The organism is Paenibacillus sp. JT31N17 (assembly GCF_056269255.1).
Map to the genome: position 1 here is coordinate 1736342 of NZ_JBWDNP010000001.1, position 26658 is coordinate 1762999.

20 protein-coding genes are annotated in these 26658 nt (G+C 53.2%); 2 read left to right on the forward strand and 18 right to left on the reverse strand.

Annotation, left to right across the window (positions count from 1 at the left end; translation table 11 throughout):
• Positions 1–6 precede the first annotated feature (6 nt).
• The 4 genes from AC0YOB_RS07325 to AC0YOB_RS07340 all read right to left on the reverse strand — a co-directional run bounded on the left by AC0YOB_RS07325 (position 7) and on the right by AC0YOB_RS07340 (position 3719).
• Positions 7–957: a 6-phosphogluconolactonase gene (locus AC0YOB_RS07325; RefSeq protein ID WP_475792206.1), complete on the reverse strand. Its 951-nt coding sequence runs from the start codon at positions 955–957 to the stop codon at positions 7–9.
• Positions 958–1199: 242 nt separating this feature from the next.
• Positions 1200–2408, reverse strand: a complete 1209-nt coding sequence (locus tag AC0YOB_RS07330) for an ROK family protein (protein ID WP_475792207.1) — start codon at positions 2406–2408, stop codon at positions 1200–1202.
• A gap of 196 nt (positions 2409–2604) precedes the next feature.
• Positions 2605–2862, reverse strand: coding sequence for a hypothetical protein (locus AC0YOB_RS07335; RefSeq protein ID WP_475792208.1), 258 nt, complete (start codon positions 2860–2862; stop codon positions 2605–2607).
• A complete protein-coding gene (locus tag AC0YOB_RS07340; protein WP_475792209.1) occupies positions 2841–3719 on the reverse strand; it encodes a zinc-binding dehydrogenase in 879 nt (292 codons plus the stop codon). Before AC0YOB_RS07340 ends, AC0YOB_RS07335 begins: the two co-directional genes overlap by 22 nt.
• Before the next feature lie 325 nt (positions 3720–4044).
• On the opposite strand from AC0YOB_RS07340, the gene AC0YOB_RS07345 reads away from it, so the two are divergent.
• Together AC0YOB_RS07345 and AC0YOB_RS07350 are read left to right on the forward strand one after the other, a co-directional pair.
• A complete protein-coding gene (locus tag AC0YOB_RS07345) occupies positions 4045–4764 on the forward strand; it encodes an SDR family NAD(P)-dependent oxidoreductase (RefSeq protein ID WP_475792210.1) in 720 nt (239 codons plus the stop codon).
• 17 nt (positions 4765–4781) lie between these two features.
• Positions 4782–5414: a ThuA domain-containing protein gene (locus AC0YOB_RS07350; protein ID WP_475792211.1), complete on the forward strand. Its 633-nt coding sequence runs from the start codon at positions 4782–4784 to the stop codon at positions 5412–5414.
• Positions 5415–5559: 145 nt separating this feature from the next.
• Here AC0YOB_RS07350 and AC0YOB_RS07355 read toward each other — a convergent pair whose 3' ends face one another.
• From AC0YOB_RS07355 to AC0YOB_RS07420, 14 genes are all read right to left on the reverse strand, one after another.
• Positions 5560–7974, reverse strand: coding sequence for a glycosyl hydrolase family 95 catalytic domain-containing protein (locus AC0YOB_RS07355; protein WP_475792212.1), 2415 nt, complete (start codon positions 7972–7974; stop codon positions 5560–5562).
• A gap of 43 nt (positions 7975–8017) precedes the next feature.
• Positions 8018–9184, reverse strand: coding sequence for a glycoside hydrolase family 88/105 protein (locus AC0YOB_RS07360; protein WP_475792213.1), 1167 nt, complete (start codon positions 9182–9184; stop codon positions 8018–8020).
• 17 nt (positions 9185–9201) lie between these two features.
• Entirely contained in the window at positions 9202–10344 is a 1143-nt protein-coding gene (locus AC0YOB_RS07365) for an oligogalacturonate lyase family protein (protein WP_475792214.1), read from the reverse strand.
• A gap of 32 nt (positions 10345–10376) precedes the next feature.
• Positions 10377–12452, reverse strand: coding sequence for a glycoside hydrolase family 65 (locus AC0YOB_RS07370; RefSeq protein WP_475792215.1), 2076 nt, complete (start codon positions 12450–12452; stop codon positions 10377–10379).
• 44 nt (positions 12453–12496) lie between these two features.
• Positions 12497–14776 carry a helix-turn-helix domain-containing protein gene (locus AC0YOB_RS07375; protein WP_475792216.1) on the reverse strand — a complete coding sequence of 760 codons (2280 nt, stop codon included), beginning with the start codon at positions 14774–14776 and terminating at the stop codon, positions 12497–12499.
• 88 nt (positions 14777–14864) lie between these two features.
• Entirely contained in the window at positions 14865–17057 is a 2193-nt protein-coding gene (locus AC0YOB_RS07380; protein ID WP_475792217.1) for a glycoside hydrolase family 88/105 protein, read from the reverse strand.
• Entirely contained in the window at positions 17054–18409 is a 1356-nt protein-coding gene (locus AC0YOB_RS07385) for a Gfo/Idh/MocA family protein (RefSeq protein ID WP_475792218.1), read from the reverse strand. Before AC0YOB_RS07385 ends, AC0YOB_RS07380 begins: the two co-directional genes overlap by 4 nt.
• Before the next feature lie 81 nt (positions 18410–18490).
• Entirely contained in the window at positions 18491–20035 is a 1545-nt protein-coding gene (locus AC0YOB_RS07390; RefSeq protein WP_475792219.1) for an extracellular solute-binding protein, read from the reverse strand.
• An 83-nt stretch (positions 20036–20118) separates the two neighbouring features.
• Positions 20119–20988 carry a carbohydrate ABC transporter permease gene (locus AC0YOB_RS07395; RefSeq protein ID WP_210045910.1) on the reverse strand — a complete coding sequence of 290 codons (870 nt, stop codon included), beginning with the start codon at positions 20986–20988 and terminating at the stop codon, positions 20119–20121.
• Complete coding sequence (locus tag AC0YOB_RS07400) at positions 20988–21866, reverse strand: ABC transporter permease (RefSeq protein ID WP_379113669.1); 879 nt, start codon at positions 21864–21866, stop codon at positions 20988–20990. Before AC0YOB_RS07400 ends, AC0YOB_RS07395 begins: the two co-directional genes overlap by 1 nt.
• Positions 21867–22397: 531 nt before the next feature.
• Positions 22398–23216 carry a phytanoyl-CoA dioxygenase family protein gene (locus AC0YOB_RS07405; protein WP_475792220.1) on the reverse strand — a complete coding sequence of 273 codons (819 nt, stop codon included), beginning with the start codon at positions 23214–23216 and terminating at the stop codon, positions 22398–22400.
• A gap of 30 nt (positions 23217–23246) precedes the next feature.
• Positions 23247–24095, reverse strand: coding sequence for a phytanoyl-CoA dioxygenase family protein (locus AC0YOB_RS07410; RefSeq protein ID WP_475792221.1), 849 nt, complete (start codon positions 24093–24095; stop codon positions 23247–23249).
• 16 nt (positions 24096–24111) lie between these two features.
• A complete protein-coding gene (locus tag AC0YOB_RS07415) occupies positions 24112–25719 on the reverse strand; it encodes a DUF3502 domain-containing protein (protein WP_475792222.1) in 1608 nt (535 codons plus the stop codon).
• Between the two features lie 49 nt (positions 25720–25768).
• On the reverse strand, positions 25769–26653 hold the full coding sequence (locus tag AC0YOB_RS07420; protein WP_475792223.1) for a carbohydrate ABC transporter permease: 885 nt from the start codon (positions 26651–26653) through the stop codon (positions 25769–25771).
• Positions 26654–26658: the final 5 nt, after the last annotated feature.

The window sequence follows — 26658 nt, forward strand, 5'->3', positions numbered from 1 at the left end:
CTTCCACTAATTCAAATCTGCAGTAAGCGGTCCGGCAAGTTCTTTCAGGAAGAAGAGCTTTCCGGGCATAGACGGCATGTAGGAGGATGGAATCCATGGTGATTTCTCATGCCTCAAGGTCGTCCAAAGCGATAAACCCTGCCACATCATGCCGCGTCCCATGGCGCCGTCTGCGCCGCCGATCGTATAATCCGCCTGCATGAACAAGCCCGGGCCAATCGTGTTGGCAAAGCAAGGAACCAGGGTGGTCCGGCTCTTAAAGCTCGTGAGCGCATTCTGCTCGATCGTCATCGGATGCAGCTTCGCGCCAATGCGGTGCGTTTGCAGCGCCCATTCCTGCTCACTTGCAAATTCGCCTGCAAAGTGCGGCTCCCAGAAAGCGATATGGAAGCAGCGGCCTATGCCGTACACCACAATCAGCCTGGCACCCTTTGCCTTCAATTCGCCGATCTTGCCGGCATAGGCCGGCAGATTGTCTTTGGTTGCAAAATTCCGTTGGCTCACAGGAACCGTCAGCTCCCCGAGCGGATTATAAAATGCCTGCTCCATGCCGTGTTGAAAAGAAGCGGAATTGCTGGAGGGCAGCGTATTGCCATGTTCATCGCTCCACTCATCCATATTAAAAGCATGTACATGTTTGGCGTCGATGCTCCAGCTTTTCAGGAAAAACACCGCCCAGCGGTATAACCCCATCGGACCTACCGGAAGAATCAGCGCAAGCTGTTCGCCATGTTCTTTCGCAAGCTTGATTTGCAGCGCCAGTTCATGGCCCATGAACGTGTCGAAATCATAGATCGAATCGCACGGTGCAGGCTGAAAGCCTGAGTGCCATTTGGGTTGCCTTTCCAGAACCTGCCCAGGACTATTTGCAGCGCATTTGTCGATAGCGTCCATATCCCATCCTGCGGGGAAGAAACCCTCCATCATGGAGCCCTTAAGCGTATTCAACAGATTCAATATTGACCCTCCTCCTGAATTGAGTTTAATTAATCCAGTGACTTTATTAATTCATTTTATTTATATCTAGAATATTCTGAAAAGTCAATCGATTCTTTAAAATAAATTAATTAATGGGATTAAACGATTAAACATTATAATAGCTGGAAATATCTTTATTCCATGAAATTAATGTCATCAACTATAAAAAGTGCCGCCACCTCGTCATGAGGGGCAGCACCAGGAAATCATTGTTATTTTCGCTAAATTTGCTCTTCAAGCACTTTGTTCAGCACATACAGCGACGCACCGGCAGATACGTTATTCACGTTAAGCCGGGACAGGAAGATGCTGCATGCCTGCGAGAACGGCGCAAGCGCCCGCTCATGGACAATATCGACAACCGAAGCAAGCAGAACCTCTCCCAGATGTGACAATCTGCCGCCAATCACAATGACCTCGGGATTGAAAATATTAATCAGGTTAACAATACCGTAGGCCAGATTCCTTGAGATCTCCTGTACGACCGCAAGCGCAAGCGGATCGTTCAATTTAACCGCTTGTGCAATAACCAGCTCATTGATCTTTTCGGGATCACTTCCGGTGAGCTTGTGGAGGACCGAGTCCTTGTACTCCGGCATCAGCATTACGGTGCGTTCGGTCAAGGCGGTAAGGGAAACCATCGTTTCAAAACAGCCTCTGTTGCCGCACGGGCAGAGTGGGCCATTCACATCAAGAGACATATGTCCGATCTCGGGGAATACCTTACTGACGCCAAGCATAGGCTTATCGTTAATCATTATGCTCACGCCAAGACCCTTATTGACATTAAGATAAATAAACGGACCTGTCGTCGTCTTGAAATGCTCCTTCTCTGCAATGGCAGCCAGAAGGGATTCATTCTCCATATAAACCGGATATGGGAGCTCCAGACTTAGCTTGTTGATTATTTCCATATCCTTGATGAGCAGCGGCGTAGAGACGACGATCGAGCGCCTTTCACTGTCCAGCATGCCTGGAACGCCTATGCAGATGCCCAGCAGCTCCTTCGTCTTGTCCGGTACGGCATCGACCAGCATCCGAACCAGATCAACGATAAGCCGCAAGAACTCATCCTTGTCGTGATTTTTTTTGTTATACAGGAGTGTCTTGGTAATGAACGGATCATTTTTCAGGTTGTAAATCGTCCCGGCTACACCAAGTTCATTTAACTCCATGCCGATCAGATATTTACTCCCATTATTGATTTCCAGTGTGATCGCTTTGCGCCCTGCGCCGGGATTGTCAATCAGGGCACTTTCAACGACGATGCTTTTCTTGATAAGATCATCGACGATCGTCGATATGGTTGTCGGGCTCAATTGGGTTACCTTCGACAGGCTCGCACGCGAGGCCCCCTTACTTGTCTGTATCAACCGGAATACAGTCTCCATGTTCGCTTGTTTGATCTGCTGTTGAGTGACCTTCTTCATGCTGCGCTCTATCCTCCTCTCCTTCGAAGGCTGGCTGGCAAATATCCCCCTAATAAGAATCTAATCCACAACTGCTGGTGTCCAATCGATTCGACGTATGCTGCAGGAGGACACTCTACTGTGAAGTTTAAATCCCAAGACCGACAAAATCAACTCATGACAGAGACAGCGGATGACTTCCTGGTCGTCGGGATCGTTATCCTTTTACGGAACCGGCTGTAATTCCTTCGATGAACTTGCGCTGGAAAATAACGAATACGACAATAATAGGCACGATCGCAATCGTGACGCCGGCAGCAACAAGCGACTGATTGGTCGTATATTCGCCTGAAAAATACATCAACCCAAGCGGGAGCGTCCGGTAAGCATCGTCATATACGAACAGCAGCGGAAGCAGAAAATCGTTCCAGGACGCGCTGAATTCAAACACAATCAGCGAAGTGACTGCCGGCATGATGAGCGGCAGCATGATATATAAAAAGGTTTTGAAATCGCCGCTTCCTTGCCCCAATCCATGCCGCCCTTAAACATTCTGGCCCAGCCGACATAGGCGATCGTGACGCCGTATGCGAGACCGCGCAGCGCATGCTGCAAAGCGAACTCGTTCGCGCTCGTCTCCAGGACCACGTCAACGCCACGCTTCTCGGTCGCTTTCTTGAGCTCCAGCCCGACATCATCCTTCGTCGGATCGAATGCTGCATCCGCTCCCGCCTCAAGCGCGGCCGTCCTCCTGCGCTCGATCGGATCGACGACCGCAACGTAGCTCGCTCCAGCCTGCTTCGCCAATTGAGCCGCAATTTGTCCGATCGCCCCAAGCCCGAATACGACCGCCGTATCGCCTGCGCGCAGATGGCTGTCGCGGATGCCGCCCAATGCGAATTGCGCCGGATCGAAGCAGACGGCGTTCTGCCATGGCATTCCTTCCGGCATTTTCATCAAATAATAATTGTCGACGGCGCTTACGATATGCTCCTCACGAATGCCGCCATAGCCGCATACCTGATCCCCTATTGTATAATCGCTCACCTGGCTGCCCTTTTCGACGATAACGCCAACCCATTGATTGCCGAGATTCCAATGGCCGAAATTGCCCTGGCCTTCCACCTGTGTTTTCCTCGGCATGAACGCATGCCACTCTTCATCGTAATACTCGTGAATATGCGGGCCTTCGTTGCGGAAGGCGGCAAGCTCCGAGCCGTGCTTCGGCGATGCGTATTTGATGCGCACCCTGACTTCATGCGGCTCCACCGCTCTCGTATTCATATCCAACAAAGCGGCTTTCCTGGGCGCAACTGCTATAAGCTGTTTCATTCCCCGTATCCTCCGTTTCGATAGCGAAGATTTTTTTAAAGCGCTTTCATCATTATATACTGAAAAAACCCGATTGAGGTTAGCGCTGTTACATTAATATTTATCACTTTTACAGGTTTGCAGCGTCCGAAATCAATGTCCGCGAAATGCGATCGTGAAGAAACGGCCTAGCTAGAGCAGTCTTCTCATCTCAATCTGTCTTGCGCGATTCAAGCGATTTATCATAGGCATATGCCCAGCTTTTCCCTATAATGAAATTAAGTCACCGGTATCCACTACGCGATATTTCCCTGAAACAAATTCCACAAAATGGAGGAAGATTCTTATGCCACAGAATGTTTGCATCACGGGTACCGACCGCGGGATCGGGCTCGAATTGGTGAAGGCTCTGCTGCAAGCCGGCTGCACCGTTTATGCGGGCGGCATTGCCGACCCGAATCCTGAGCTCCTGCAGCTGACAGAGCAATTCCCGGATCGGCTGCATTCTTTCCGACTGGACGTAGGAAGCGACGCCAGCGTGAGGGAAGCCGCGGAACGGATTCGCGGTCTTACGCCTGTCCTCGACATGCTGATCAATAACGCCGCCCTGCTCGGGGACACGGGCAAAACCGTAGCGGATGATCTCGATTTTGACGACATGCAGCGGGTGTACAACGTATCGGCGCTCGGCGCGATCCGCATGGCCAATGCCCTGCTTGAACCCATCATGAACGGCGGCAAGCTGATCGTGAATGTTACTTCCGAGGCCGGAAGCATCGGGAACAGCTATCGCGAGGCCTGGTTCGGCTATTGCATGTCCAAAGCCGCGCTCAATATGGGCTCGACCATCATCCATAACCGGATTCGCAAGGATGGCGGACGCGTGCTGCTGCTTCACCCCGGCTGGGTGAAAACGTTCATGAGCGGCAGCTGGAACGACGCGGGCACGCACACGCCTGAAGAGGCGGCAGCCCATATCCTGGGACGAATCGAAGCGCGCGGCAGCGAGCTGCATGATTTGCCCTTGTACCTGGAAGCGGATACAGGCAAAGAACTGCCCTGGTAAAGAGAGGAGAGATGACAATGAACGATCCCATACGGGCGCTGCTTCTCGGCGACTTCACCGCAGCCCCCTGGCATCCGCTGGAGCCGGCGCGTGCGGAGCTGCAGGCCATCCTTGACACCGCATTTGACTTGACTGCTACGGAAAACTACGATACTCTCAGCCGGCTGGACCAGAAGGAGTACCCTATATGCATCTCGTACACGGACTGCTGGGAGCGCACATTAAAGCCGGAGCAAACGGCAGGTCTGCTTCGTTACGTTGCGGGCGGCGGAGGACTGCTTGTTCTGCACAACGGCATTTCGCTGCAAAGCAGCCATGAGCTTGGGCAACTGATCGGCGCCCGTTTCACCGGGCATCCGCCCTACCAGCCTCTCCGCTATCATCCCCTTGCCGGACATCCCCTGCTCGAGGGTGTCGATGGGTTCAGTCTGGATGAGGAGCCATACATGTTCGAGTTGGACTCCTTCTCCAAACGAGAGGTTTTCCTGGAATACGAATTCGAAGGCAAACGTTATCCCGCGGGATGGGAGCATGCCTACGGGCTTGGCAAAGTCGTCTATCTGCAGCCGGGGCATCACGCCCCCTCGTTCAGGCCCGCGTCCTATCGGCGGCTTGTGCTTAACGGAGCCCGGTGGGTCTGCAGCCGGTAATCCGCTAGTCCGCATTATCGCAAAAAGGCTTTTCCTCCGGTTTCCTGCCGAGGAATCGCCCACCGGTATGCGGCTTCATCTGCAACGGCAAAGAGGGGAAGGAACAGCACGATGGCTGCTCCTTCCCCTCTTTTGAAACCGGTGATTATCCGCATGACTCGAAGACGATCGGCGGCGCTCCGTTCTTCATTCGCAGTGTGTAGTACCCGCGGCCAAGCGGCGAAGGCTGAACCTCACCGCCGGCTATGCTGCATGCTCCCACCCAATCAGGCAGCTTGACGATCGTGTCGGTATCCCGGTCTGCCGTCAATTGCGCTCGGAACGAACCTGTATCCCTGTTCCATGATAACGACACTTTGCCCGTATGAAACCTCCAATCGGCCAGACTCCCACGCTTCCAACGACCCGGCAGCGCAGGCAGCAATTTAACCAGATTGGCCGATACCTGAAGCAGCTGCTCCTGAACGGCGTTGACCCAGCCCATATTAGCGTCCAATTGCACCGGAGCCGCGGGCATCTGCAGGGAGACGCCCATTCCCCGCCAGTCATTATGAAGCGTAAACAGATTCGGCAGCAGACTCGATCTGGAGAGAATATCCAGACAATTCAAAGAGGCGTCTCCATCGCCCAGCCGCGCATACAGAGCTGCCATATGAGCAAGCGACCAGCCGCTTTGTGCCCCCATCTCTCGCCTGTGCACCGCCGTTTCGAATGCACCGAACATGTTCGGATCGCTCTCTCTCGTCACTTCCTGCCCCGGGAATACAGGGTACAGATGAGAGAGATGACGGTGTGCGTAACGGTCCTCGAATGCAGGATGAATCCATTCACTGATTGCGCCGTCCTTATTCAGCCGATAATCCGGCAAACGCGTCAGCATGCGGTTCCATTCCTTCTCCGCCTCATCGCTGCCCGCTTTCTGATTCGCTTCTATTAAACTCTTCAGAAGCTCTTTCAGAATGGCGATATCCATCGCCGCATTGATCGCCGTAGGCATAGGATGCGCAAGCGGTTTGCCATCCGCCGGCATGTAATTGAGAGGCGTATTCTCAGGCGAAACGGAGGGATATATCCTGTAAAGCCCATCCGCGTCCGTAACCAGGAAGTCCTCGTAAAACCGCAGCGCCTCGAGCATGAACGGCAGAGCCGTCTCCCGCAAAAATTGCAGATCGCCGGTATAACGGAAATGTTCATAATAGTGACGGGACAGCCACCCGGCCGCACCGGTCCAATTCAGAATAACGGGCACGATCTGATTCGGAATGCCAATGCCCGGCGTAGAGCCTGCCGGTATATAGATGCCCCGGCAGCCGTACAGCTTACGCGCATTTTCACGAAAATCATCCATCAATCCCTCATAGTAATGGAATAACGGTGGGACCAATTCACCCAGACCGCCAACATGCGCATGCCAGTACATCATCTGAATGTTCTCATTGGCCATGTTGTGGCTCCATACCAGCCTGTAATCTCCTCCCCACAGCCCATACAGCCCGAAAGGCTCCGCATCTTCCGCCGCTGCAGTACCGCTCATGAACAAATAACGGCCATAAGCCCACATTTTACGTACAAGCGCAGGCGGCGCCTCCCCCTCATATGCATCCAGCAGCAGCCGCTCATTGGTTCGCGGATCATTATCCGCATCCTCCAGTTCCAGCGAGACTGAGCGGTACAACGGCCGGTGCAGAGCGAGATGGCGCTTGAGCAGCTTATCGTAAGAGGCATCAACAACAAGCTCGGCCAATTCCTGCTTCAGCCGTTCCCAATCCCCGGACCGCGCGCCAAGGACGAACAGCTTCACCAGCACCAGCATTCGTCTTGCCCCTTCGAAGCGGATTACGCTCCCCTCCGCTTCGATGCGGCCTCCCTCCGGAATGACCCGCATGACCGCTCCGAAATCCGTCCCATCGTCATTTGTTCCGGCGAACCATGCATAAGCGCCGCTGGCTCCAGCCTCAACAGACTGTTCCAGCTCCTTGAATTCCGGCGTATCCGCCCAGCGGTCGCTCGGGTGAAGAATAAGACCAATCTCCCCGGATACACGGGATTTCTCGTCCCCTTCGAGCTCGTAGACAACCGTATCGTCGGCACGCGAGACGAACAGCCTCCGCTTGTACGAGCCCGGCCCGGCCGACCAGCCGACCGTTATCTCTCCGCTGTCCATGGCAAGCGTCCGGCTGTACCCGCGAAAGGCGCTGGCGCAGGGCATGACAAGCTTTATCGCCGCCAGCGGAAATCTGGAGGCGAGCTTCGTCGCGTAACCGCGTTCCTTTAATGCGTTCGCGAGCTGCCAGCTTGCCTCGGCATACTGCTCTTCATCCATCAGCCTGCGGGTCTGAGCGAGTGTGCCGCTTACATCCGGCAGCTCATCCTTGCTCCCCCAGTGCCAGAGGCGGGCATGATTAAGAATTACCGTCTCCTCCTGAACGCCGCCGAATACGGATGCGCCAATAACGCCATTGCCGGAGGGAAGCGCTTCGCGCCACATATTCCTCCACCATGAGGCCGGATAACTCATTACGAGCTTATCCGGGCTTCGGTTGTCTTCTTGCATCTGCATCCGGATCACCTCTCCTTCATTCACTTCCCATCTTGCCCTCCATCTAATTACCGCCTGAATCCGCCAGTTTGCCAGTCTGCTCGCGCAGCCGTTCCAGCTCGATGCTTGCAAGCAGCAGCGGAGCAACGCCCATCAGCACATCGCTGACAACCTTCTCGCTCATGTAATAGGCGTAGGAGCCATCGCGGTATTTGCGTCCGCCCAAGCCAGCCCCGTTACAGATGCTATGGAGATGGATGCCTTGCTCGTCCTCGGTTACGAAGCGGTCAAGAATGCCATCATAGGCGTTCTCTACGGCCTGTCTGTCTATCTCGGCCAAATAGCCGAGCCGGATGCCCTTGGCCAGGGCGTACGCCAGCATGCAGGAGCCGGACGCTTCCAAATAGTTCTCCCGGCGGCCATTGCAGTCCATTAGCTGATACCATACCCCGCTTTCTTGATCCTGCACCCGAAGCACAGCATTCGCCATCCGTTCAAAAATCCCCATCAGCTGTCCGCGTTTCGGATGATGAACGGGAAAATGCTCGAGCGAGTCCGCGAGCGCCATTGCGTACCAGCCCATCGCCCGTCCCCAGACATGCCGGGAGCGGCCTGTGCTGCCATCGCACCATCGCTGCTCCCTGCTCTCGTCCCAGGCATGATGCAGCAATCCCGTTTGCGGGTCGCGCGTGCGCTTTTCGATCAGCAGCAGTTGATGCGCAGCTTCATCAAACCAGATGCTATCGCCGAAGGTCCGGGCGAATTCGGCCATGAACGGAGAAGACATGTACAGGCCATCCAGCCACATTTGACAGGGGTATATTTTCTTGTGCCAGTATCCGCCTTCCTCCGTACGAGGCTGGCCGGTCAATTGGGTGATTAAACGCCTGGCCGCCTGCTCATACTTGGATTCACCAGTCTCTCTCCATAACCTCAATAGATTTTTTCCTTTGTTGATATGGTCGAGATTATATTCCTCCAGCGTATAGCCGCGTATGGAACCGTCCTCCCGGATGAAGACGTCCATATGCCGCTTTACAATTGCCTGGTATTCGGGTTCTCCCGTCCAATCGGCAAGCTGACTGATCGCCGTCAGCGCCATTCCGGCCACATAACCCCACTTGTTGGCAATATTCGGGTGATAGCCGTCCTGGCAGCGGGAAAGGATCGTTCCCGCTACCCTAACGGATATGCGCTGGGCACCAGGAATTTGCGTTTCTGATTTGTTCATCTGCCTGCTCCTCCTCGTTACGTTGCCATTAGCGGCAAAGAAGTGAAATCCTCTGGAATTTCCACTATATACAGATTTCCATAGCCGTTCTTATCGCTTGTAAACAGCAGACGCTTCCCGTCTGCGTTAAAGCGCGGGTGGGCATGCACCTTCTGTGAGTGAAAGCTGCAGCGCAGCTCGCACAGGATGCGCGGACCTTCGTACACACCGTCGATTTTGCGCCAAAGACTCAGCGTCTTGACCGCTCCCTTGCCGTCCACGACCACCTGGCCCAATCCATCCGCATATCCATGCCAGGTATCGAACCCGAACTCCGTCTCTTCCATACCCGTATTGTCATAACGGATGCTACCGAAAAAATTGGTGCCGTCCGCCCGGAATCCGTGATAGCCAATCGTCACTCCGTCCGGGTAGAAAAATTCATGCCCGACCTTCTCGCCGCTCTCCAGCCGCTCTCTGATTTTCCAAACCGCACCGGTTCGCAGGTCAAGCCCCCAAATACGATGATCGACCAGATGCCATGGGCCCTCATGACAGAAGGTCATCAGCCATGGCTCCTTCGGTGATGTATTGATATGGGTAATGAACTGGTTTTCTTCATAGACTTTTTCTCCTCCGCCTGCCTGAGCATCGATGCGGACGATCATGCTGTGGGGCGCAGCCTCCATCAGCTCCCTGTGGCCGACATAACCGTTGCCCAGATCAAGCCGAATGCGGTGCGACAGATCCTCCTGCACGCAGGTCATCACGAACCGCCCGTCAGCGGTCGCGTTCGCATTGCCCAAATGATAGCCCTCCGGCGCTTCGTAGCACAGCTTCTCTTCAAGCGAATTCAGATCCAGACGGATCAACCGCCGGCCAATCTTGACAAACGCCGAGCTTCCATCCGGCAACAGGCAAGCATCCAATTTATCAACATCCTTGTAATCCGTCAGCTGTGTGATCAATCCGCTTTCCACATGCAGGCTGTACAAATTGGTGCTATTGCCTCTATCCGAGATCATCAGAAGCCGCTGTTCTCCGTCATACCAACCGTTTTCTGTAAAATATAAATGATGGCTATGCGCTTTATAATGGGTCAATTGCGTCACTTCAAGCCCTGTCAGCCGATCGGTCTCCGTCTTGCGCTCCGAGGGCCATACCGTTCCTTTTGCAGACATGCTCCCGCCTCCTATGTGAACTTTAGAAATCTCTACAGCCAGGGCTTCAGCCCTTCCCATTTCACCGACCAGCTTCCATCCTGCGGGAAACCGGGATTGCGGACAGCCGCCTCCGACGCCGATTCTCCGCCTTCGCCATCCCTCCAGCCAGAAGCCATCATCGCAACCGCAGCCAGCAGACCGCCGTTGCCCGGCAGATAAGCGGACAAGCCAGGGCGCTGATAATTATGTCCGTTGGTTAAATACGTATTCTTGGATGCATCCATCAGCAGGAAATCCACCGCAAGATCCGGCTCACCGAGTCTTGCCGCCGTCATGGCGCACATCGGGAAATCCCAGCCCCATGCCGACTCCCAGATCCAAACTTCCTTCACCTTCAGCAGCGTGTCCAGCATGACCTTTCGGTCGATTGACGTGCCCGGCAGAATGCCCAGCGCCCCCAGCATGGACGGATGGTCGCGGTTTTTCGTCAGAAAGGTCTCCGGGCAGAGCTCATGGGCAAGATATACACCCTCCGCCTGCGGAGGCCCGGCTAACGCTCCGGCAACTTTTGCCCATAGCGGGTTGATCGTCTGCTCCATGCGCTGTGCCCAGCGAATCGCAATTTCCAAGCCATACTTCCAATATTCCAGCTCAAAAGGAGGGTTTTTGCTGCCTTCCAAAGGATGACATTCCTGGGCCGGAATAAGGGGCGGTCCCAGATCATAGACCTGCTTCTCTTCATTCCAGTGAGCGAATGATACCATGAAGTCAGCCGCTTCGAATACGATGTTGCGGAACCTCGCAAGAGTTGCGCTCGACGGATCAGCCAGATAGCACAGCTCGGCGAGCGCCATCGGATGCGGCTGCTGCCAGATCAGGCCGTTCGCCACCGGCGACGGACAAGGCTCGCCGTCGAAGCCGACCATCTTCGGCCAGCGCGCCCCTGCATAGCCTTGAGACGACGCCAGTCCACGCGCCACCGGCAGGATCTGTTCATACCAATCCATACTTCTCAGCAGATAGTTTTCTCTGCCCCACAAGGGGAAATGCGCCGCATGCCACCAATGCATCTCCAGATGGGACTTGCCAAACCAGCTGTTATACATCAGGCCCGTCTCTTGGGGAGGCAGCGACCCGCCGCTATGTATGGCCAGCAAGAATTGGGACAGTACGACGCGTCTCTCCAGCTCGTAGGCTCTGGGATCAGCGCTTCCGGAGAAGTCGATTGCCGCGCCGCTCATCCAGAACGACTCCCAGTGACGCGCGCTTGCGGCCTCGATAGCCCCGACATCCGCCGTCTGCGCGGACTCCTGGGCGAAGCCGACCGAGAATTCCAGTGATTCGCCGCGAGCCTCCGGCAGCAGCGTGAACTCATGCACCCCGGTCCGCTCCAGACTCCCGGCGTTCCAGGACCAGCAGAGCTCGTAACGGTCCTCGTCCATGCTTCTGACGATTCTTGCCCCGTTAGCGGCCGACTCGCCCAGCTCCGTCCGATGCCTGTCATCATTGCCCAGATCCGGGAAGACGGCCTTGGCCCATGTGGCAGACGTCATATCCGGTGCCGGAAAACGAATGAACACCTGCAGCCTTCCCTGCCCGATTAAGGGGGAAACGACTCTCACGCCTATGGCGTCAATTGCCGGATGGCAGGCCGTCACTACATGAACCGGCACATCTTGTACGGCAAATTCACTTGTCAGCATACCTGACCATAGATTCATTGTTTGGCGGATATTCGATATATCCTCCGCTTGGGCATCATCACCCGATTCACTCAGGAACCGGAACGAAATGCGGCCAAGCTGAAGGCGATGCGGGTTCTGACGAAGCCAGTGGTAAGCCTCCACTTTGTCGCCGGGCTTCATCGCATACCCGACCGGCCTGCCGTACGTATCGTAGCTTTGGTATGCGGCATCGCGCGAGGTGAAGCGTCCGGGACCGCCTGTATAATGCCATCCCCAATTGGACTGCGTGCCAAGCGGCACCTCATATTGATCCGGAAATGTCTGCAGGCCGGTAATATCGGCGCTGAAGGCAAACTCTCCGTTGCCTACGGAAAACGGGGACACAGGGTCCCATTTATTCAGCTCCGGTTGATGGCGTTCCACGATCTGTCGTCTGTCCATTGGATCCTCCTGTCTGCTTGAACCCGGAGCCGCCTGAACTATATCTATTCAAGCGGGAATTCCATCCGGGTTCTCATCATGTCCCGGTACTTGCCCGGGGTAATATCTTTTATTTTGCGGAAACTGCGAATAAAGCTATTCTCATGCTGATAACCGACCATCAACGCGATATCCGATATGCGGTCGCCCGTCTTCAGCAGCAGCTCGCTTGCCCGATCTATGCGGAGCCGTGTCAAATAGTTATAGATCGTCTCGCCTGTTTCCTGTTTGAACAACTGGCTGGCCAGGCTGCTGCTGATGCCAATCGATTCAGATATTTCGGGTATGCCGATCGGCTGGTTAAGATGCTGCTTCAAAAAATCAATCATGCGTTGGCACATGATGAAATCCTTGCTCTGGGCAAGCCGGCAGAATCGTTGTGCCAGCAGGATAACGCGGCTCTCCAGCACACCTTTGCTATCCTCCAAATCAAGCGTGTCAAACTTGAAATCGTTTTGGCACAAAACGCCGTTTGCGGCAGGAACGATCTGTTCGATTCTCTCGGCGACCGACTGCAGGAAAGATACCGCCGCCGACGGATACCCGTATTGACTGCGGATATTATCGATTAATCGTCCGAGTGCCTCCAGGGACTCCGGCTCATTGCCTGCTTCTATGGCCCCAATCAGTTCGTTAAGAGCGCTTTCATACTGAGGCGGCTCAATCACTTCATGTCCGGACACCTCTTGGAACGTGATCACCTGTCCATAGCCCTGGTAAAGCCGGTATGTGAGCGCATTCTCCGCTTCCAGCATCACTTGCTTCAATCTTGCAATTTCCGTCTGCGGATTGCCGATCCCCGCCGATACGCTGAATTTCAACAGGCGCGACACGATCTCCAGCGACTCCGCGAGTATTCTCTCGCATCGCAGCCCTTCTGTACGCGGCTGCAGCAGAATGGCCGTCTTGTCCTTCCCGAAATCGGCGCATACAATTCGCCATTGCGGCTCGAACAGCTCTGCCACGATATTGGCCATCGCGAATTTCAACAGAGAATGATCGCTGCCGCTGAAGGTCCGGGACCATTCCTCGTACCGGTCGATCGACAGAACGGCCACCGTCACCGGCGCTGCCGACCATTCTCCGAAGTAACGTCTCCATTTCTCTTCAATATCCCGCTTCCCGCTCAGATTGCCGGAATAAATATCAGTGAGCAGCTTGGATGCAACCTCGGACATCGACTCCCGGACAAGCTGTGACAGATGCACTTGATTGGTGAGCAGTTCCCCGGCAAGCCTCTCCAGATTGATGCCATCGGGGCCGTTGGTCTTGCGGTCATATTTGCTGAACAACTGCTTCAGCCGGCGGACAGGGCGGAAAGCCGCCGCATTAATATAGAATATCGTAGCCCCGCCCAGCACGAGAGCCGCAATAGATACCAGCAGAACCACCTTGGCCACCCGTTTGGACTTGGCCAGCAGACTATCCTGCTCAATAATGGACACATACCTCCATCCCGTCACAGGCGATGCGAGCTGGTTAATGAGCAGCTGGCGGTTCTGGATCGTGATATCCGCGCCGTCGTCCTTTCCAAGCGTATCCATCGCATGACTCACTGAATCCTGATTGAAGTCATAGTTCGAGACGGAGTAAAGCAGCTCGTCATGCTCGTCAATAATATAGCGCATCCGGTTCAAATTGTTCATAATTGGCGGATTCAGCTTGGCGAACAGCTCCTCGGTTTTAAGATTGACGGCGACGATTCCCTTGAACTCCCCTTGAATCATAATCTTGCGAAACAGCGTAACGCTCGATCCCTTGGCCCCTGCCCCTTCAGGCACCATGCGCTTCTTTATGAGGGTAGTCCTTTCACCGAATTCAGAAACGACACTGGTCCAGTCGGAATCGGTGAAGGTCAGCTTGCTGGAGCTGAAGCCTTGCGGTATTGCCAGGAAGCTTTCCCGCGTCAGATCATAGACATAGATACTTTTGATATACTTGGAGTTGCTGATTAGTGTCGACAGAAACTGATATGTCCCCGTAATATTCATATAAGAGCTCTGTACTTTGCTGGTCAAAAATTGGTAGACATTATCATTCAAGGCGACTTGAATCGCGACCTTGTCGCTTTCGCTAACCAACTCGTCGATCACGTTCATTTCGAGCTTCAGCATCTGACGCTGCAATTCGCCGAGCTCTTCTTGCATCACCGACTTCGACGTATAGTACGAGGTCAGACTTACAGCCAGAATAATGAGAAAGACTGAAATGGTCAAAATAAGCACGAGTCTGACCTGGGTGTGAGCCAGATTGTATTTCAACCATTTCTTGATAGACTGTGTCATGGTAAATTCCACCTTATACCGAGGATCCTTCCATTATATCTTGGTGATCCTGCCCTCGTAAAATACGACGCCTGTTCTCCTGTTCAGCTTATGTTTTCTCTATCAGCCATTCTTTCATCAGCTGAGTTTCAATACCTGCAAGCAGCACGATGCCGATACCGTGTGTATCGTTCAAATTCCAGCCCAGATCATGCTTATAGTAAGCATGAGAGTATGACCAGCTGGAGCCTTTGCATACGCCGTACAGATTTCCCCGTTTGTCGATAGCCCGCTCGCATAAGCCCTGCCACCCATCCAGCGCCGCACGGACATAAGGATCCGGGTTCTCCAGCCAGCTGCTGCGAACGCCAAGCGCGAAGCCGTATATGAACATCGAGGAGCATGAGGCTTCCTCATACGACTCCGGATCGGTCAATACTTGATGCCACAGACCATGCTTGCCCTGCAGTCTGCGGTACCCTTCCGCCAACTCCCGATAGAAAGCCAGTATAGACGGATGGCTCGCATGCGTCTTCGGCAGTAATTCGAGCAACACGGCCAGTGAGAAAAACACCCAGCCATTGCCCCTGCCCCAGGCCGTACGCGAAGGCTTCCCGCTGCGCACATCATACACATGAGACATAATCTGCTGCTCCGCCATATACAAATACTTCTTATAGAGCAGAAGCTGCCTTGCAGCTTCGTCCATGTAACGCGGATCGCCGGTAAGCCCGGAATACCGGCACAGGAATGGAACGCTCATGTACATATCGTCGCACCACATCGTGTTATGCATACTTGGCGAGACGCCGACCTTGCGGTACAGCGCTCCGTCCTCCATGCGATCCTGTACGTTCATGATATAGTGGGCAATATCGTCAGCCACCGCACGCGCTCCTTCAAGCGGACGGAGCCGTTCAGCCAAAATGGTAAGCGTCCCGAAGGAGCCGCAGTCGTCGAGGCTGTCGATATGCGACAGCTGATTGTTCAAGCCCGCTGCTCCGAAGCGCCCGCGGTCCCACAGCGAGTATGCATAAGTCGAGGTCGCGAATTCGACATGGTCTGCGACGTAATTTGCAAGATCTTCGCGCTGCAGCAGCCGGCTCGTCCCCAGCAGTCCGGACAGCGTGACCCCAAGCGGATAATTCCAACGGCCGTACAACTCATTTTCGAGAAATGGACGCACATGCGCTCCCGGCTGATCCGTCATCCAGAAGACGTTCTTGTGCCGGCCGGCCGCCAGCTTATCGAGCTTCGGATAATCGTCCGGATCGATATTCGCTTCCGCCGGGAGCGGGCCGAGATGCAGCCACTGACCTTTGTAGCCATGCACGCGCCGCCCGGCAGCAAGTTCAACCTCCGTACCAGCAATGTCCCGAAGCCGGAAGCCCCATCCATGATGTTCACAATAACAATGGGCAATCAGGTCGCCCCGCCCCGGGGCTGCGTCGAGGGCGAAGGAGAAGTCACCCGGCTTCCGAGCTTCATACAGCAGCTTCCCCTGCCATATGAACCGTACAGGACCATAGGCAGTTCCAGTGAGCATAACGCTCTTATTCGAAGCGGAGCGGTTGACAATCGTCGTCCATGCAAATGAGGAACAGCCCGAATGCATGCCATATATAAGATCCAGATGCCCTGTCCCCTCTGATCGGGCAGGAAGCCATTCCGCTCCGGTGGCGGCTTCCGTCTGATTCGTACCCGGGATGCGATCCAGCGGTCGGGTCAACGGAAGCGTATAGATCCAGCCTTCCTCTCCTTCCCGCTCAACAGAGGGAGACAAGAAGTGAAAAGGTTTATTCTTGCGGCTGCCTGTTCCGAAGGCGGCTCCGCAGTTCCCCTCCCGGCCCCTGGCCAGCTCCAGAACGAAGTGATTCCATCCCTGCGCCAGATTTACCTTCAGCTTTAGGGGCAGCGCCTCCGAGGCTGGCTCCACTCCGGAGATCTCCTCCTCCGGGGAAGATCCGAAACGCTGAACCCCATTGTGATACAGCTTGACCTGCCCGAAGCAGCGAAGATGGAAAATGAATTCCTGCGGTTGATCGATCCACAGCCTTGCCCAGGCGTATACCCGCTTGCCTTCTCCCATGTCCGGAAACATGCGGCGCGGAAATTCATACAGATGATCCGCTCCCTTGCGGATATCGCTGGTCCGCGTTACCCGGTATACCGGTTCATGCGGCGGATTGTCACCGACATAGCGCTGCGCGATGACCTTAAGCACATGCGGTATGCTCCCGCCCTCCGTCTGTGCGGCCATACTTTCGATTGCATCGAAATACCCGCTTAGATTAGCTGTCACAATACACCGCCTCTCTGGCCGCTTAGGCTTTCGCTTCGCTCCCGCGCTCCGCCGCTGTCGGTACCGCTGCCCAGCACCTCCTCGATCGTGACCAGACGATGCTCCTTCACCGAGCGCCATACCGCTTCGCCCGTCGCCACCGAATAAGCGCCATCCACCGCGCCCGACAAGATGCGGTACGGCCGTCTGCGATCCTCGCCCATGAACAAGTCTTCAAGCAGCAGCGGATCTCCCCCGCCATGCCCGCCTTCCCGATGTACGACATGAATCGTTTCCTTCGAGCCGAACAATGGAAAGTAGTCGATCGTCTGCACTGGCGTAGGGAAAGGGGTTCTGCCAGGCATATGATATTCCACCGTCTCGATTCTCCCTTTCGTCCCGTTGATGGCAAGACGGTAGCCCTCATAAGGCAGCGAGAAATTAACCGAGTAACTGAGGAGCGCGCCGCCGCTGTATTTCACGGTCGCGGTATACGTATCTTCAATCTGGATATCCGAATCGAAGATGCATCGGTCAGGCCGGTAATCGGAATAGGGAAATGCCGGGGATTTCCCTGCATCGAGAGATCCCAGATGATCATCCGGCACTTCAAGATTCCGGCTGCGGGCATTCCAGCGCGAGTAATACGAGCAATCCTCGGTATGCGCGCAGGTACTGCAGAACCGGCCATCTTCCTTCTTCGGATTCGCCTCTCCATCAGCGCCGTAATAATTCAAAGCGCCAAAGGCGAACACCTCAACCGGCTTCTGATTAATCCACCAGTTGACCAGATCAAAATGATGCGTGCTCTTGTGGACGGATAATCCGCCGGACAGCCGGCGGTCCCTGTTCCACCTTTTGAAGTAGCTGGAGCCGTGGTACGTATCCAGGTACCAGTTCAAGTCAACCGACGTTATTCTGCCAAGCTTCCCCTCCTGCACAATCTCCTTGATCTTCGTATGAATCGGGGCATAACGATAATTGAATGTCACCATAACAGAGCCCTTGCTCGCTTGTTCCGCCTCCATGACGCGCCTGCTGTCCGCTCCTGTTGTCACCATCGGTTTCTCTGTAATAACATCCAGATCACGCTCAAGGGCGGCTATCAGGTACTGTGCATGCGTGTCGTCACGACCGGCGACAATGATCACATCCGGCTTCGTCTCATCTACCATCCGGTCGAACTCACCTTCGCCGTACGTGCTGATGCCGGCATGCTCCGGGAATCTCGAACGGTAAAGCTCAAAACGCATCGGATCGCGGTCGAGCAGACCGATAAGCTCACAGCTTCCAGCGAAGGAGGTGAGGATAGGCTTGGCGAACATGCCCAGCGCACGTCCGCTCACTCCGCAGATTGCGTATCGTTTTTTCAACTGAACCCATCCTTTCAGGCATTGATGCTGTCATGCAGACAACTGCAGGTCTGGCCAGATTGCGGCATTGCCGCAGACCGCTTATTTCTTCACCTTGGCATACCATTCCTGGGCGCGCTTGGTAACCGTATCTCCTCCAGCTTTATTCCAGCGGTCCACGAACTCGTCAAATTTCTCAAGCGGCCATTCTCCAATAACGATCTTCGTCAGATACTCCTGGAACAGCTTGTGTGATTGAATATCCGGGAAGCCTTCGTACACCGTATTCGGCAATCCGTCGCCTGCGATCCGGTGCGCGTCTGCCGTGCTGACAGTGAAGATATCCTGAACCATCTTCTGCATGTCTTCCGGAATCGTCTCCTTAATCCGGATGTCCATATCCTCTTTCGTCGTCAGATTGCGCATCCCAAGCGCGATCGGGCGGCTGTCCTCTGGCGGAAGCACCACCTTCTTGCCATTTACGACTTCATGCTGCTGCCCCTCAATGCCAAAGCGAATGAATTCATCATTGCTTTGATCATAGAAGAAATCGAGCAGCTTAAGTGAATATTCCGCTTTATCCTTAGCGACAGTCGGGATCATCCACTCCGGCTCACCCATGCTCTTCTGCGTAACGAATCCTTCAAAACCCTCTGCCTTCGGCATCGGCATGCCGACGACATAAGCATCCGGCGCACCCTTGAGCATCGCAGTATAACGATCCCGGAGGTTGGCGGGAAGATGATACCAGCTTCCAACCAGATTATTGTTGATTTTGGCCTGCCAAACATCGCCTTTGTTCAGGAATGTCTCATTGTCCAACAGCTTCTCTTCGTAAAGCTCACGAATAAAAGCGATAGCAGCCTTCATATTTTTCGTAACGCCCGCGTATTGGATTTCCCCTTCATAGACATCCCATTCCGGAACGCCTTCCCACATCGCGACACCATAAATGCCGAACAGGTGGTCCATCCACTTGCCGAACTCGCGGCCCGTGGTAGGCAGCTCATCCGCTTTGCCATTGCCGTTCGGGTCCTTATCCCGGAATGCCCGCAGTACTTCCTTATACTCCTCTGTTGTTTTCGGCATTGACAATCCTACCTTATCAAGCCAATCCTGACGGATCATCGGCGCCCGCTCGGGAACAAGGAACACCTTGGGCACGTAATAGATGTGGCCGTCCGGGGAAGCTGACCGTACGATATCCCATGCTTCTTCCGGAATGTTCTTCCAAACATTAGGCGCATACTTAGGCAGCAGATCATCGAGCGGCAAAGCACCGCCTTGCTTGATCAGCGTCTGCTCTACGCCTCCAATCGGGCGCAGTATGTCAGGCAGATCATCGGACGCAATCATCAGATTCAGAAATTCTGTCGGCTCCGAGCCCGGGGCCGTCGTGATCAGCTCATATACGACGCCCGTCTTCTCTTCCACATATTTCACATGCTCATTATTACTGTCGGGAATGGTCCCTACGCCCATATGGCTTTTGAATACCTTTACCGTAACAGGCTGGTCCTTCTCCTCATTCCCTCCCGAAACTGCCGGCTTTTCTCCGCTGTTAGAGCAGCCGGTAACGAGTGAAATTACAAGCAGCGACGCCAAAACGGACCCTTTGACCGACCTTCCAAATACATGCTTCATCATGATTTCAGCCTCCCTTTTCCATTAATAAAAGCTATATATCAAGCCGGCGAACCGGCTTCATAACTCTCCCAAGATAAGACGAACTACTCTTTCAAGGACCCGAGCATAGAACCTTTTACGAAATATTTCTGCAAATAAGGGTATACGAGAACAATCGGTATGGTGGCGAACAAGATTGTAGCCGCTTTCAAGGTTGTCGTATTGAAATCGTAATCACCCAGAACCAGATTGACTGCCGCCAGCTCCTCCGGCGAAGTCAGATAAGCGCGAAGCTTCGTTTGCAGCGGCCATTTCTCCGGATCGCGAATGAACAGCACCGCCCGTTGAAAGGTATTCCAATAGCCAACCGCATAAAACAGGCTTACGGTCGCCATCACCGGCTTCGAGAGCGGCAAATAAATCCGGATTAACAGACCGGCCTCATTGCAGCCATCGATTCGTGCAGAATCATCAAGCTCTTTTGGGATGCCCATAAAGAAGGTACGGATAATGATCATATTGAACGTGCCGATCACCCCGGGCAAAATGAGCGACCACAACGAGTTCATCAGGCCCAGCTCGCGAACCGTCAGAAAGAACGGGATCATCGGCGCATTGAAGATCATCGTAATGATAATGCCGAGCATGATCGGCTTGCGCAAGAGAAATTGCCGATGCGACAGCGGATACGCCGTCAGCACCGAGAACAGCATGCTCAGTAAAGTACCCGCCACCGTAATATACACGGTGATGCCAAACGACGTCCACAGCCCCTTGTTCTGCAAAATGTGCGACCAGGATGCCGTCGTGAATTCAACGGGAAACAGGAACACCAGCTTGGAATCCGCCGCGATTGGCGAACTGAAGGATACGGCCAGCAGCTGAATAAGCGGCAGCAGCATCGTCGCCGCGGCTGCGATCAGAAATGCATAGTTGATTAATTGGAATAGTTGATCTCCTTTAGTCCGTTTCATCACCACAACCCCTGTTCTGTTTTTCGGGCCATCCGGTTAAATATCCACAAGAGGATGAAGCCAATCCCCGACTGGAATAATCCGATTGCTGTCGTTACGCTATACTGCCCCTGCAGCACCCCTGCCCGGTATACATACGTCTCGATAATATCTCCGACCGAATATGTCATCGGCGTCAATAAATTATAGATCTGATCAAATCCAAGCTCCAGGAAATTGCCGATATTCAGCAGGAACAGCACCAGTATGGTTGGGAACATCGTAGGCAGCGTAATATGGAACGTCTGCTTCCACCGGTTTGCTCCGTCCATGACAGCCGCTTCATACAGGCTCGGATTAATGCCGGCAATGGCAGCCAGGTAGATGATCGTCCCCCAGCCCACATCCTTCCAAATGCCGGATATGACGACGATGGTGCGGAAATATCGCTGCTCCTGCATGAACAGGATCGTATCCAATCCGAACCAGCCGCGCATCATATTGAGGACGCCCTGACTTGACAGCAATTCGAATACGATGCCCCCAACGACGACCCACGATAAAAAGTGCGGGAGATAGAATAAACTTTGCATCACCCGCTTGGCCAGCATCACCCTGACTTCATTAAATAGAAGCGCGAGGATGATCGGAGCCGGAAAACCGAATACAAGCTGATAAAAGGCGATTGTCGCCGTATTCCTCATAACTAGATAAAAGTCTCTATACGTGAAAATAAATTTGAAGTTGTCCAATCCGACCCATGAGCTTGACAGCATGCCTTTGAAAATCTGGTAGTCCTGAAACGCGATGACGCTTCCGGCCAGCGGTAAATACTTGAATACAAGATAGTAGATGACGCCGGGCAGGATCATTACATAGAGCATCCAATACTTTCGCATATTTACGAGGTAACGATTCCGGGTCAGGTTGTACCTTCCTGCCGGCGTACGGGTGGAGCCGGGCTCCAATGGATTGTGCACTTTGGCCATCATGAACCTCCTTCGCTTCTTGTACCGCCATCTTACCTGTTCAAGAACCCCCATAACAATTGATCATTTCTCCATGTGATGAACAAATCCATGATTTTGCCCGTTTTGGAAGATTCGCGCATTCAAACTGCAATAAGGGGATGGGCAAATGCTGATAGCCGCTGGCGGATGCTCTTCTTAAAGAAACGCAAAAAAGCCGCAGCAGCGAGGCTTCGGCGGATTGGTTGGTGCTGTGGCGGATTGGTTGGTAATGAGGGCTGTCTTGGGAAATTGCGGCCCAGGCTGATGCTGAATGGAATGGCAAGCATCCAGAAAAAAGTGGCCGTACAGAACTTTTCGCGTTCTGACTGCCACTTTTTATCGGCTATGCCTATATGCCTGTAGAGACTCGCTGCCAGGTTACTCTTAGCTTATCGGACCATTAGCTGCAGTGTAATGCCGTTAATTTTTATAATTCAGGCCAGGGTAATAATGATCATCAAATGTTTTGCCTTGCCATGCAAAGAAGTTATCGAATAATTTCTTTGCAGCAGGCTCCAGCTTCTCGTCCAGCCTCATTTCATCATACCATGCTTTGAATTGATTCAGCCGTTTGGTTCCCACCTCATAATCCGAGCTTGCTATGATGTAATGCAGGGTACGCCTTTTCGTGCTGGAGGCCGCTTTTCCCCGGTGCAGAACCGCGGCATGCATAAACATGGCGTCCCCAGGCTCAAGCGTGCATACCAGTTGATTCGCAATATCCTCTACGCTGCGGTATTTCGTATCTTCCTCTTCTGTCAAAGGCCGAAGATGCGACCCGGGCACAAGACGAAAACTTTCATCATGGTACAATGCGGTGTTGAATTGAATATAGGCTTGTGTCCCGTCCTCCGAGTAGATGTCCTTCGGACCGTCCCGATGCCAGCCTAAATCATAGTTTGCGCGGATTGGAGACCAGATGGCCTTCAGCCCGCTGATGCGAAGATCGTCGCCAAGGATACTGCCTAATGAGGTTAACAGCTTCCTGTTGTTTAAATAATCCGTAAACGCGGGCTCATACAAATCGGGATGCAGCAGGAAGTCGCAGCCCCAGCATTCTTTATCGTTTCCTTGAATGAGGCGGGTATTATACTTCTCACGGCCGGGGTGCGCACGGACCTTCTCTACCATACGTTCGTAGGCTTCCCTGTATTCGGGAAGCTTCGTATGGGGAATCACATCCTTCACAACAGTATATCCTTCAGAATAGAATTGCTTGATTTGCGAATCTGCCAGCATGTTGGAAAACTCCCTTCGATTCCCGAATGTTTATTCCTTATAGGGCAAGTTGGGATACCAATCGTCATTTATCGTCCTGCCTTCCCAGTTCAAGAAATTACGGAAGAGCTTCTTGGCCGTGGGAGCCAATTGTTCATCCAGGCGCAGTTCCTCATACCAGCCTTTGAACTGCTTTAACAGCGCTGTCCCGATGGGCAGATCCGTCCGTGCCAGAATATAGTGGAAGGTTCTGCGCATATCGGTGCGCGGCGATTTCCCCCTGTGCAGCACCATCGAATGCATGAACAGCACGTCGCCGGGTTCCAGGACACAAACCAGCTGACCCGGCAAATCGTCAACGCCTGCTCGCACCTGCGCAAGCTCCGCGTCCGTCAGCGGTCTGCGATGCGAAACCGGAACAAGCCGGAAGCTATCGTCGCGGTATAGGGCCGTGTTGAATTGAAGATGCTTCTGGGAGCCGTCCTCAGAGTAAATCTCCTTGAGTCCGTCCCGATGCCAGAAGAGATCGTAATCCACTCTCTCAGGGGACCAAAGCGCCTTCAGACCTTCCACGCGGAGATCGCTCCCCAGAATGCTGGACAAAGAGGAGAGCAGCTTCTCATTGTTAAGATAATCGGTAAATGCGGGCTCGTATAGATCGGGGTGCAGCAGGAAGTCGCAGCCCCAGCTTTCCAATTCACTGATCGCGTTGGGGTTCTTCCTGTCGATATTCTTGACAAGACGCGTATTATATCGTTCCCGGCTGGGATTGGCGCGTACCTTTGTTACCATGCGTTCAAAGGCTTCACGATATTTCGGGAGCTCATCCTGCGGTATGACATCTTTGACGATGCAGTAGCCTTCTTCGTACCATTGATCCAATTGTTCTTTGGTCAGCATATTTTGCGTTCTCCCCCTACTGTTTGGATTTCACGAAAGCATCCAGCTGCGCTTTCAATTCCTGGTCGATTTTCCCGAACCCCGCCTTCATGGCCTGATCTTTGAATTCGGCCAAGGTTTCTTCAACGTTGCTGACCAAACCGAGATCCAGAAGAGGACCGTACTTCGCTTCTAGCGACATGAAGGTGGCCAGCTCGGATTTGACTTTGGCCGGATCGAATTTAAAACCCTCCGTAACCGGATGGACGGTTTTCGGTACCCAGGCTTCCTGCATTTGCGCGACTGCGGGATTTTCACCCACAAGCGTACGCAGGTTTTCCGAATTGTTTACGCCCCAGGTCCCGTTCTGTCCGCCTTTAAACTTGTCAAAATCAGGACCCGGTTTATACTTGTCATCGCCCTCCGCGATCCAGTGCTTGCCCTCTACCCCATAGATAAAGAGTTCATTGTAGGCTTTGTCGAACTTCAGTTTATCGAGCAGTATAAAGCTGCGTTCGACATTCTGGGAGGTATAGGCAACCGCCATGCCATCATTCGTATACAAGCCCAATTGTTTAATAGAGTCGGGTGTAACATCATAAATTTCAGGCTTCCATTCCGGATGCTCCTGAAGGACCTTATCCGCAGAAACGGCCAGAGTGCCGATATTCCATACCATGGATGCGGAAGTGCCGCTCTCAAACGCATCTCTTGCTTCCGTTTTATTGACGAGCGCGTTCTTGGACCAGTAGCCTGAATCTGCCCAGGATTTCATCTTCTTCGCCCAATCCGGATAATCCGGCTGAAAGAAATTGTAGCTCACTTTATCGGCCGAGAACGGCTCGCCTTCTTTGTATAAATAGGAAAACTCTCCAACTCCGACCATCGTCGTATATACGGTCACATTGTTTCGCGTCTGGCCGAAGGTTATGCTTTTGGAATCGTTGTCAAGCGAATTGGCAAGCGGGAATATGCCTTTTTCATTTGCCGCAACCGCCTTATAGTAGTTCTCCAAATCATTGACCGACTTAAGCTCCGGAAGGCCATATTTCTCCCTCAAATCTCCCCTGATCAGAACGGCGGATTCTCCGGTGTATGTCGCGTTGCTGCGCGGAACAAAGTACAGTTTGCCGTTAAGCCTGCCTTGATCCAATGATACTTTGTCTTGTTTCTCCGCCGTGAGCGGCAAGTACTTCTCCAGGATATCGTCCGTTACTTCTACGAATGCCCCTTTGGCGGCTTCCTGCTGGTAAAGCGCCCAATCCGACGTATAGATCAGATCGACATTCTCGCCGGACGCCAGAATCAGCGGATACTTCTGCTGCCAGTCGCTCCATGGCAAATATTCGATTGTCATCTCAGCATTTAAATCCCGGAGGATCAATTTGTTCAATTCCGCCAGGACGACATCGCCATCCGCAGGCTTGTCGCCCAGCAGATACATCTTTAAATTGACTTTCTTCGAAAGATCAACCCCGCTTGCTGATTGTTCCCCGTCCGCCGGTTGATTGCCGTTGCCCGATTTCTCGTTCGCAGGCGGAGATTTTCCGGAATTATCGCCGCTGCCAGTGCAAGCGGTCATTAAAGAAATCAAAAACAACATAATCACCAATACGGTCTTGCGCGTCCTTGAAATCCTTTTCATCTTTACGGCCTCCTATTGGATTCATGATAGATGAATGGTAATGCCGGTCTTACCCTTTGACCGCCCCGATGGTCAAACCCTTCACAAAATATTTCTGAACAAAGGGATAGAGCAGAAAGATCGGTCCCGTAACAATAATCGTAAGTGCCATCTTGATGGATTCAGTCGGGAAGGAATCAACCACCATGCCGGATGCCGCCATGACCATGCGCAGCGATTCGATGCTGGCAAGCAAATTATAGAGCAGGTATTGCAGCGTGTAGAGCTTCGGGTCGGATATGAAGATCAAGCTCGCGAACCAGTCATTCCAATAGAACAATGATGTAAATAACCCGATTGTGACGATAACCGGTGTGGATAACGGAATGATAAGCTGCATGAATATGCGGAAATCTCCGGCTCCGTCCATTTTGGCTGATTCCGTGATTTCATGGGGCACGCTCATCATAAAGCCTTTCACCAGCAGAATGTTCCATACGGAAATCAATGTCGGCACGAACAGGGCAAGCAACTGATTTTTCATGCCCAAATATTTAATGCAGAGAATGTACCACGGCACAAGTCCGCCATTAAACAGCATTGTGAAGAAGAAGTAGAAGGAAAAGTAATTACGCCATTTGAAATCCTTGCGGTGAAGGACATAACCGGTCATGGTGTTGAGAAAAACCGCGAGTCCCGTACCCGCAATCGTGACGAACAAAGTAACCCCGTAAGCCCGGATAATGATCCATGGATTCTGGAATACGAAACGGTAGGCCTCCATGGAGAAATCCCTGGGGAATAGAGTAAACCCGTTTGTTTGAATGTATCGCTCGCTCGTTAACGATGAAAAGATCACCATAATAAACGGAATGATGCAAAGCACCGCGAAGATGGTGACTAAGGTATAGCCAACCGCATTGAAGATAAGCTGATCTTTCGTCTTCACTCTCACATGAG

Coding starts and splice junctions, on each gene's coding strand:
- AC0YOB_RS07350 (WP_475792211.1), top strand. CDS start 4,782: ATGAACGATCCCATACGGGCGCTGCTTCTCGGCGACTTCACCGCAGCC.
- AC0YOB_RS07405 (WP_475792220.1), bottom strand. CDS start 23,216: ATGCTGGCAGATTCGCAAATCAAGCAATTCTATTCTGAAGGATATACT.
- AC0YOB_RS07355 (WP_475792212.1), bottom strand. CDS start 7,974: ATGCAGATGCAAGAAGACAACCGAAGCCCGGATAAGCTCGTAATGAGT.
- AC0YOB_RS07340 (WP_475792209.1), bottom strand. CDS start 3,719: ATGAAACAGCTTATAGCAGTTGCGCCCAGGAAAGCCGCTTTGTTGGAT.
- AC0YOB_RS07345 (WP_475792210.1), top strand. CDS start 4,045: ATGCCACAGAATGTTTGCATCACGGGTACCGACCGCGGGATCGGGCTC.
- AC0YOB_RS07390 (WP_475792219.1), bottom strand. CDS start 20,035: ATGATGAAGCATGTATTTGGAAGGTCGGTCAAAGGGTCCGTTTTGGCG.
- AC0YOB_RS07400 (WP_379113669.1), bottom strand. CDS start 21,866: ATGCGAAAGTATTGGATGCTCTATGTAATGATCCTGCCCGGCGTCATC.
- AC0YOB_RS07330 (WP_475792207.1), bottom strand. CDS start 2,408: ATGAAGAAGGTCACTCAACAGCAGATCAAACAAGCGAACATGGAGACT.
- AC0YOB_RS07395 (WP_210045910.1), bottom strand. CDS start 20,988: ATGAAACGGACTAAAGGAGATCAACTATTCCAATTAATCAACTATGCA.
- AC0YOB_RS07375 (WP_475792216.1), bottom strand. CDS start 14,776: ATGACACAGTCTATCAAGAAATGGTTGAAATACAATCTGGCTCACACC.
- AC0YOB_RS07360 (WP_475792213.1), bottom strand. CDS start 9,184: ATGAACAAATCAGAAACGCAAATTCCTGGTGCCCAGCGCATATCCGTT.
- AC0YOB_RS07370 (WP_475792215.1), bottom strand. CDS start 12,452: ATGGACAGACGACAGATCGTGGAACGCCATCAACCGGAGCTGAATAAA.
- AC0YOB_RS07410 (WP_475792221.1), bottom strand. CDS start 24,095: ATGCTGACCAAAGAACAATTGGATCAATGGTACGAAGAAGGCTACTGC.
- AC0YOB_RS07335 (WP_475792208.1), bottom strand. CDS start 2,862: ATGCCGGCAGTCACTTCGCTGATTGTGTTTGAATTCAGCGCGTCCTGG.
- AC0YOB_RS07365 (WP_475792214.1), bottom strand. CDS start 10,344: ATGTCTGCAAAAGGAACGGTATGGCCCTCGGAGCGCAAGACGGAGACC.
- AC0YOB_RS07415 (WP_475792222.1), bottom strand. CDS start 25,719: ATGAAAAGGATTTCAAGGACGCGCAAGACCGTATTGGTGATTATGTTG.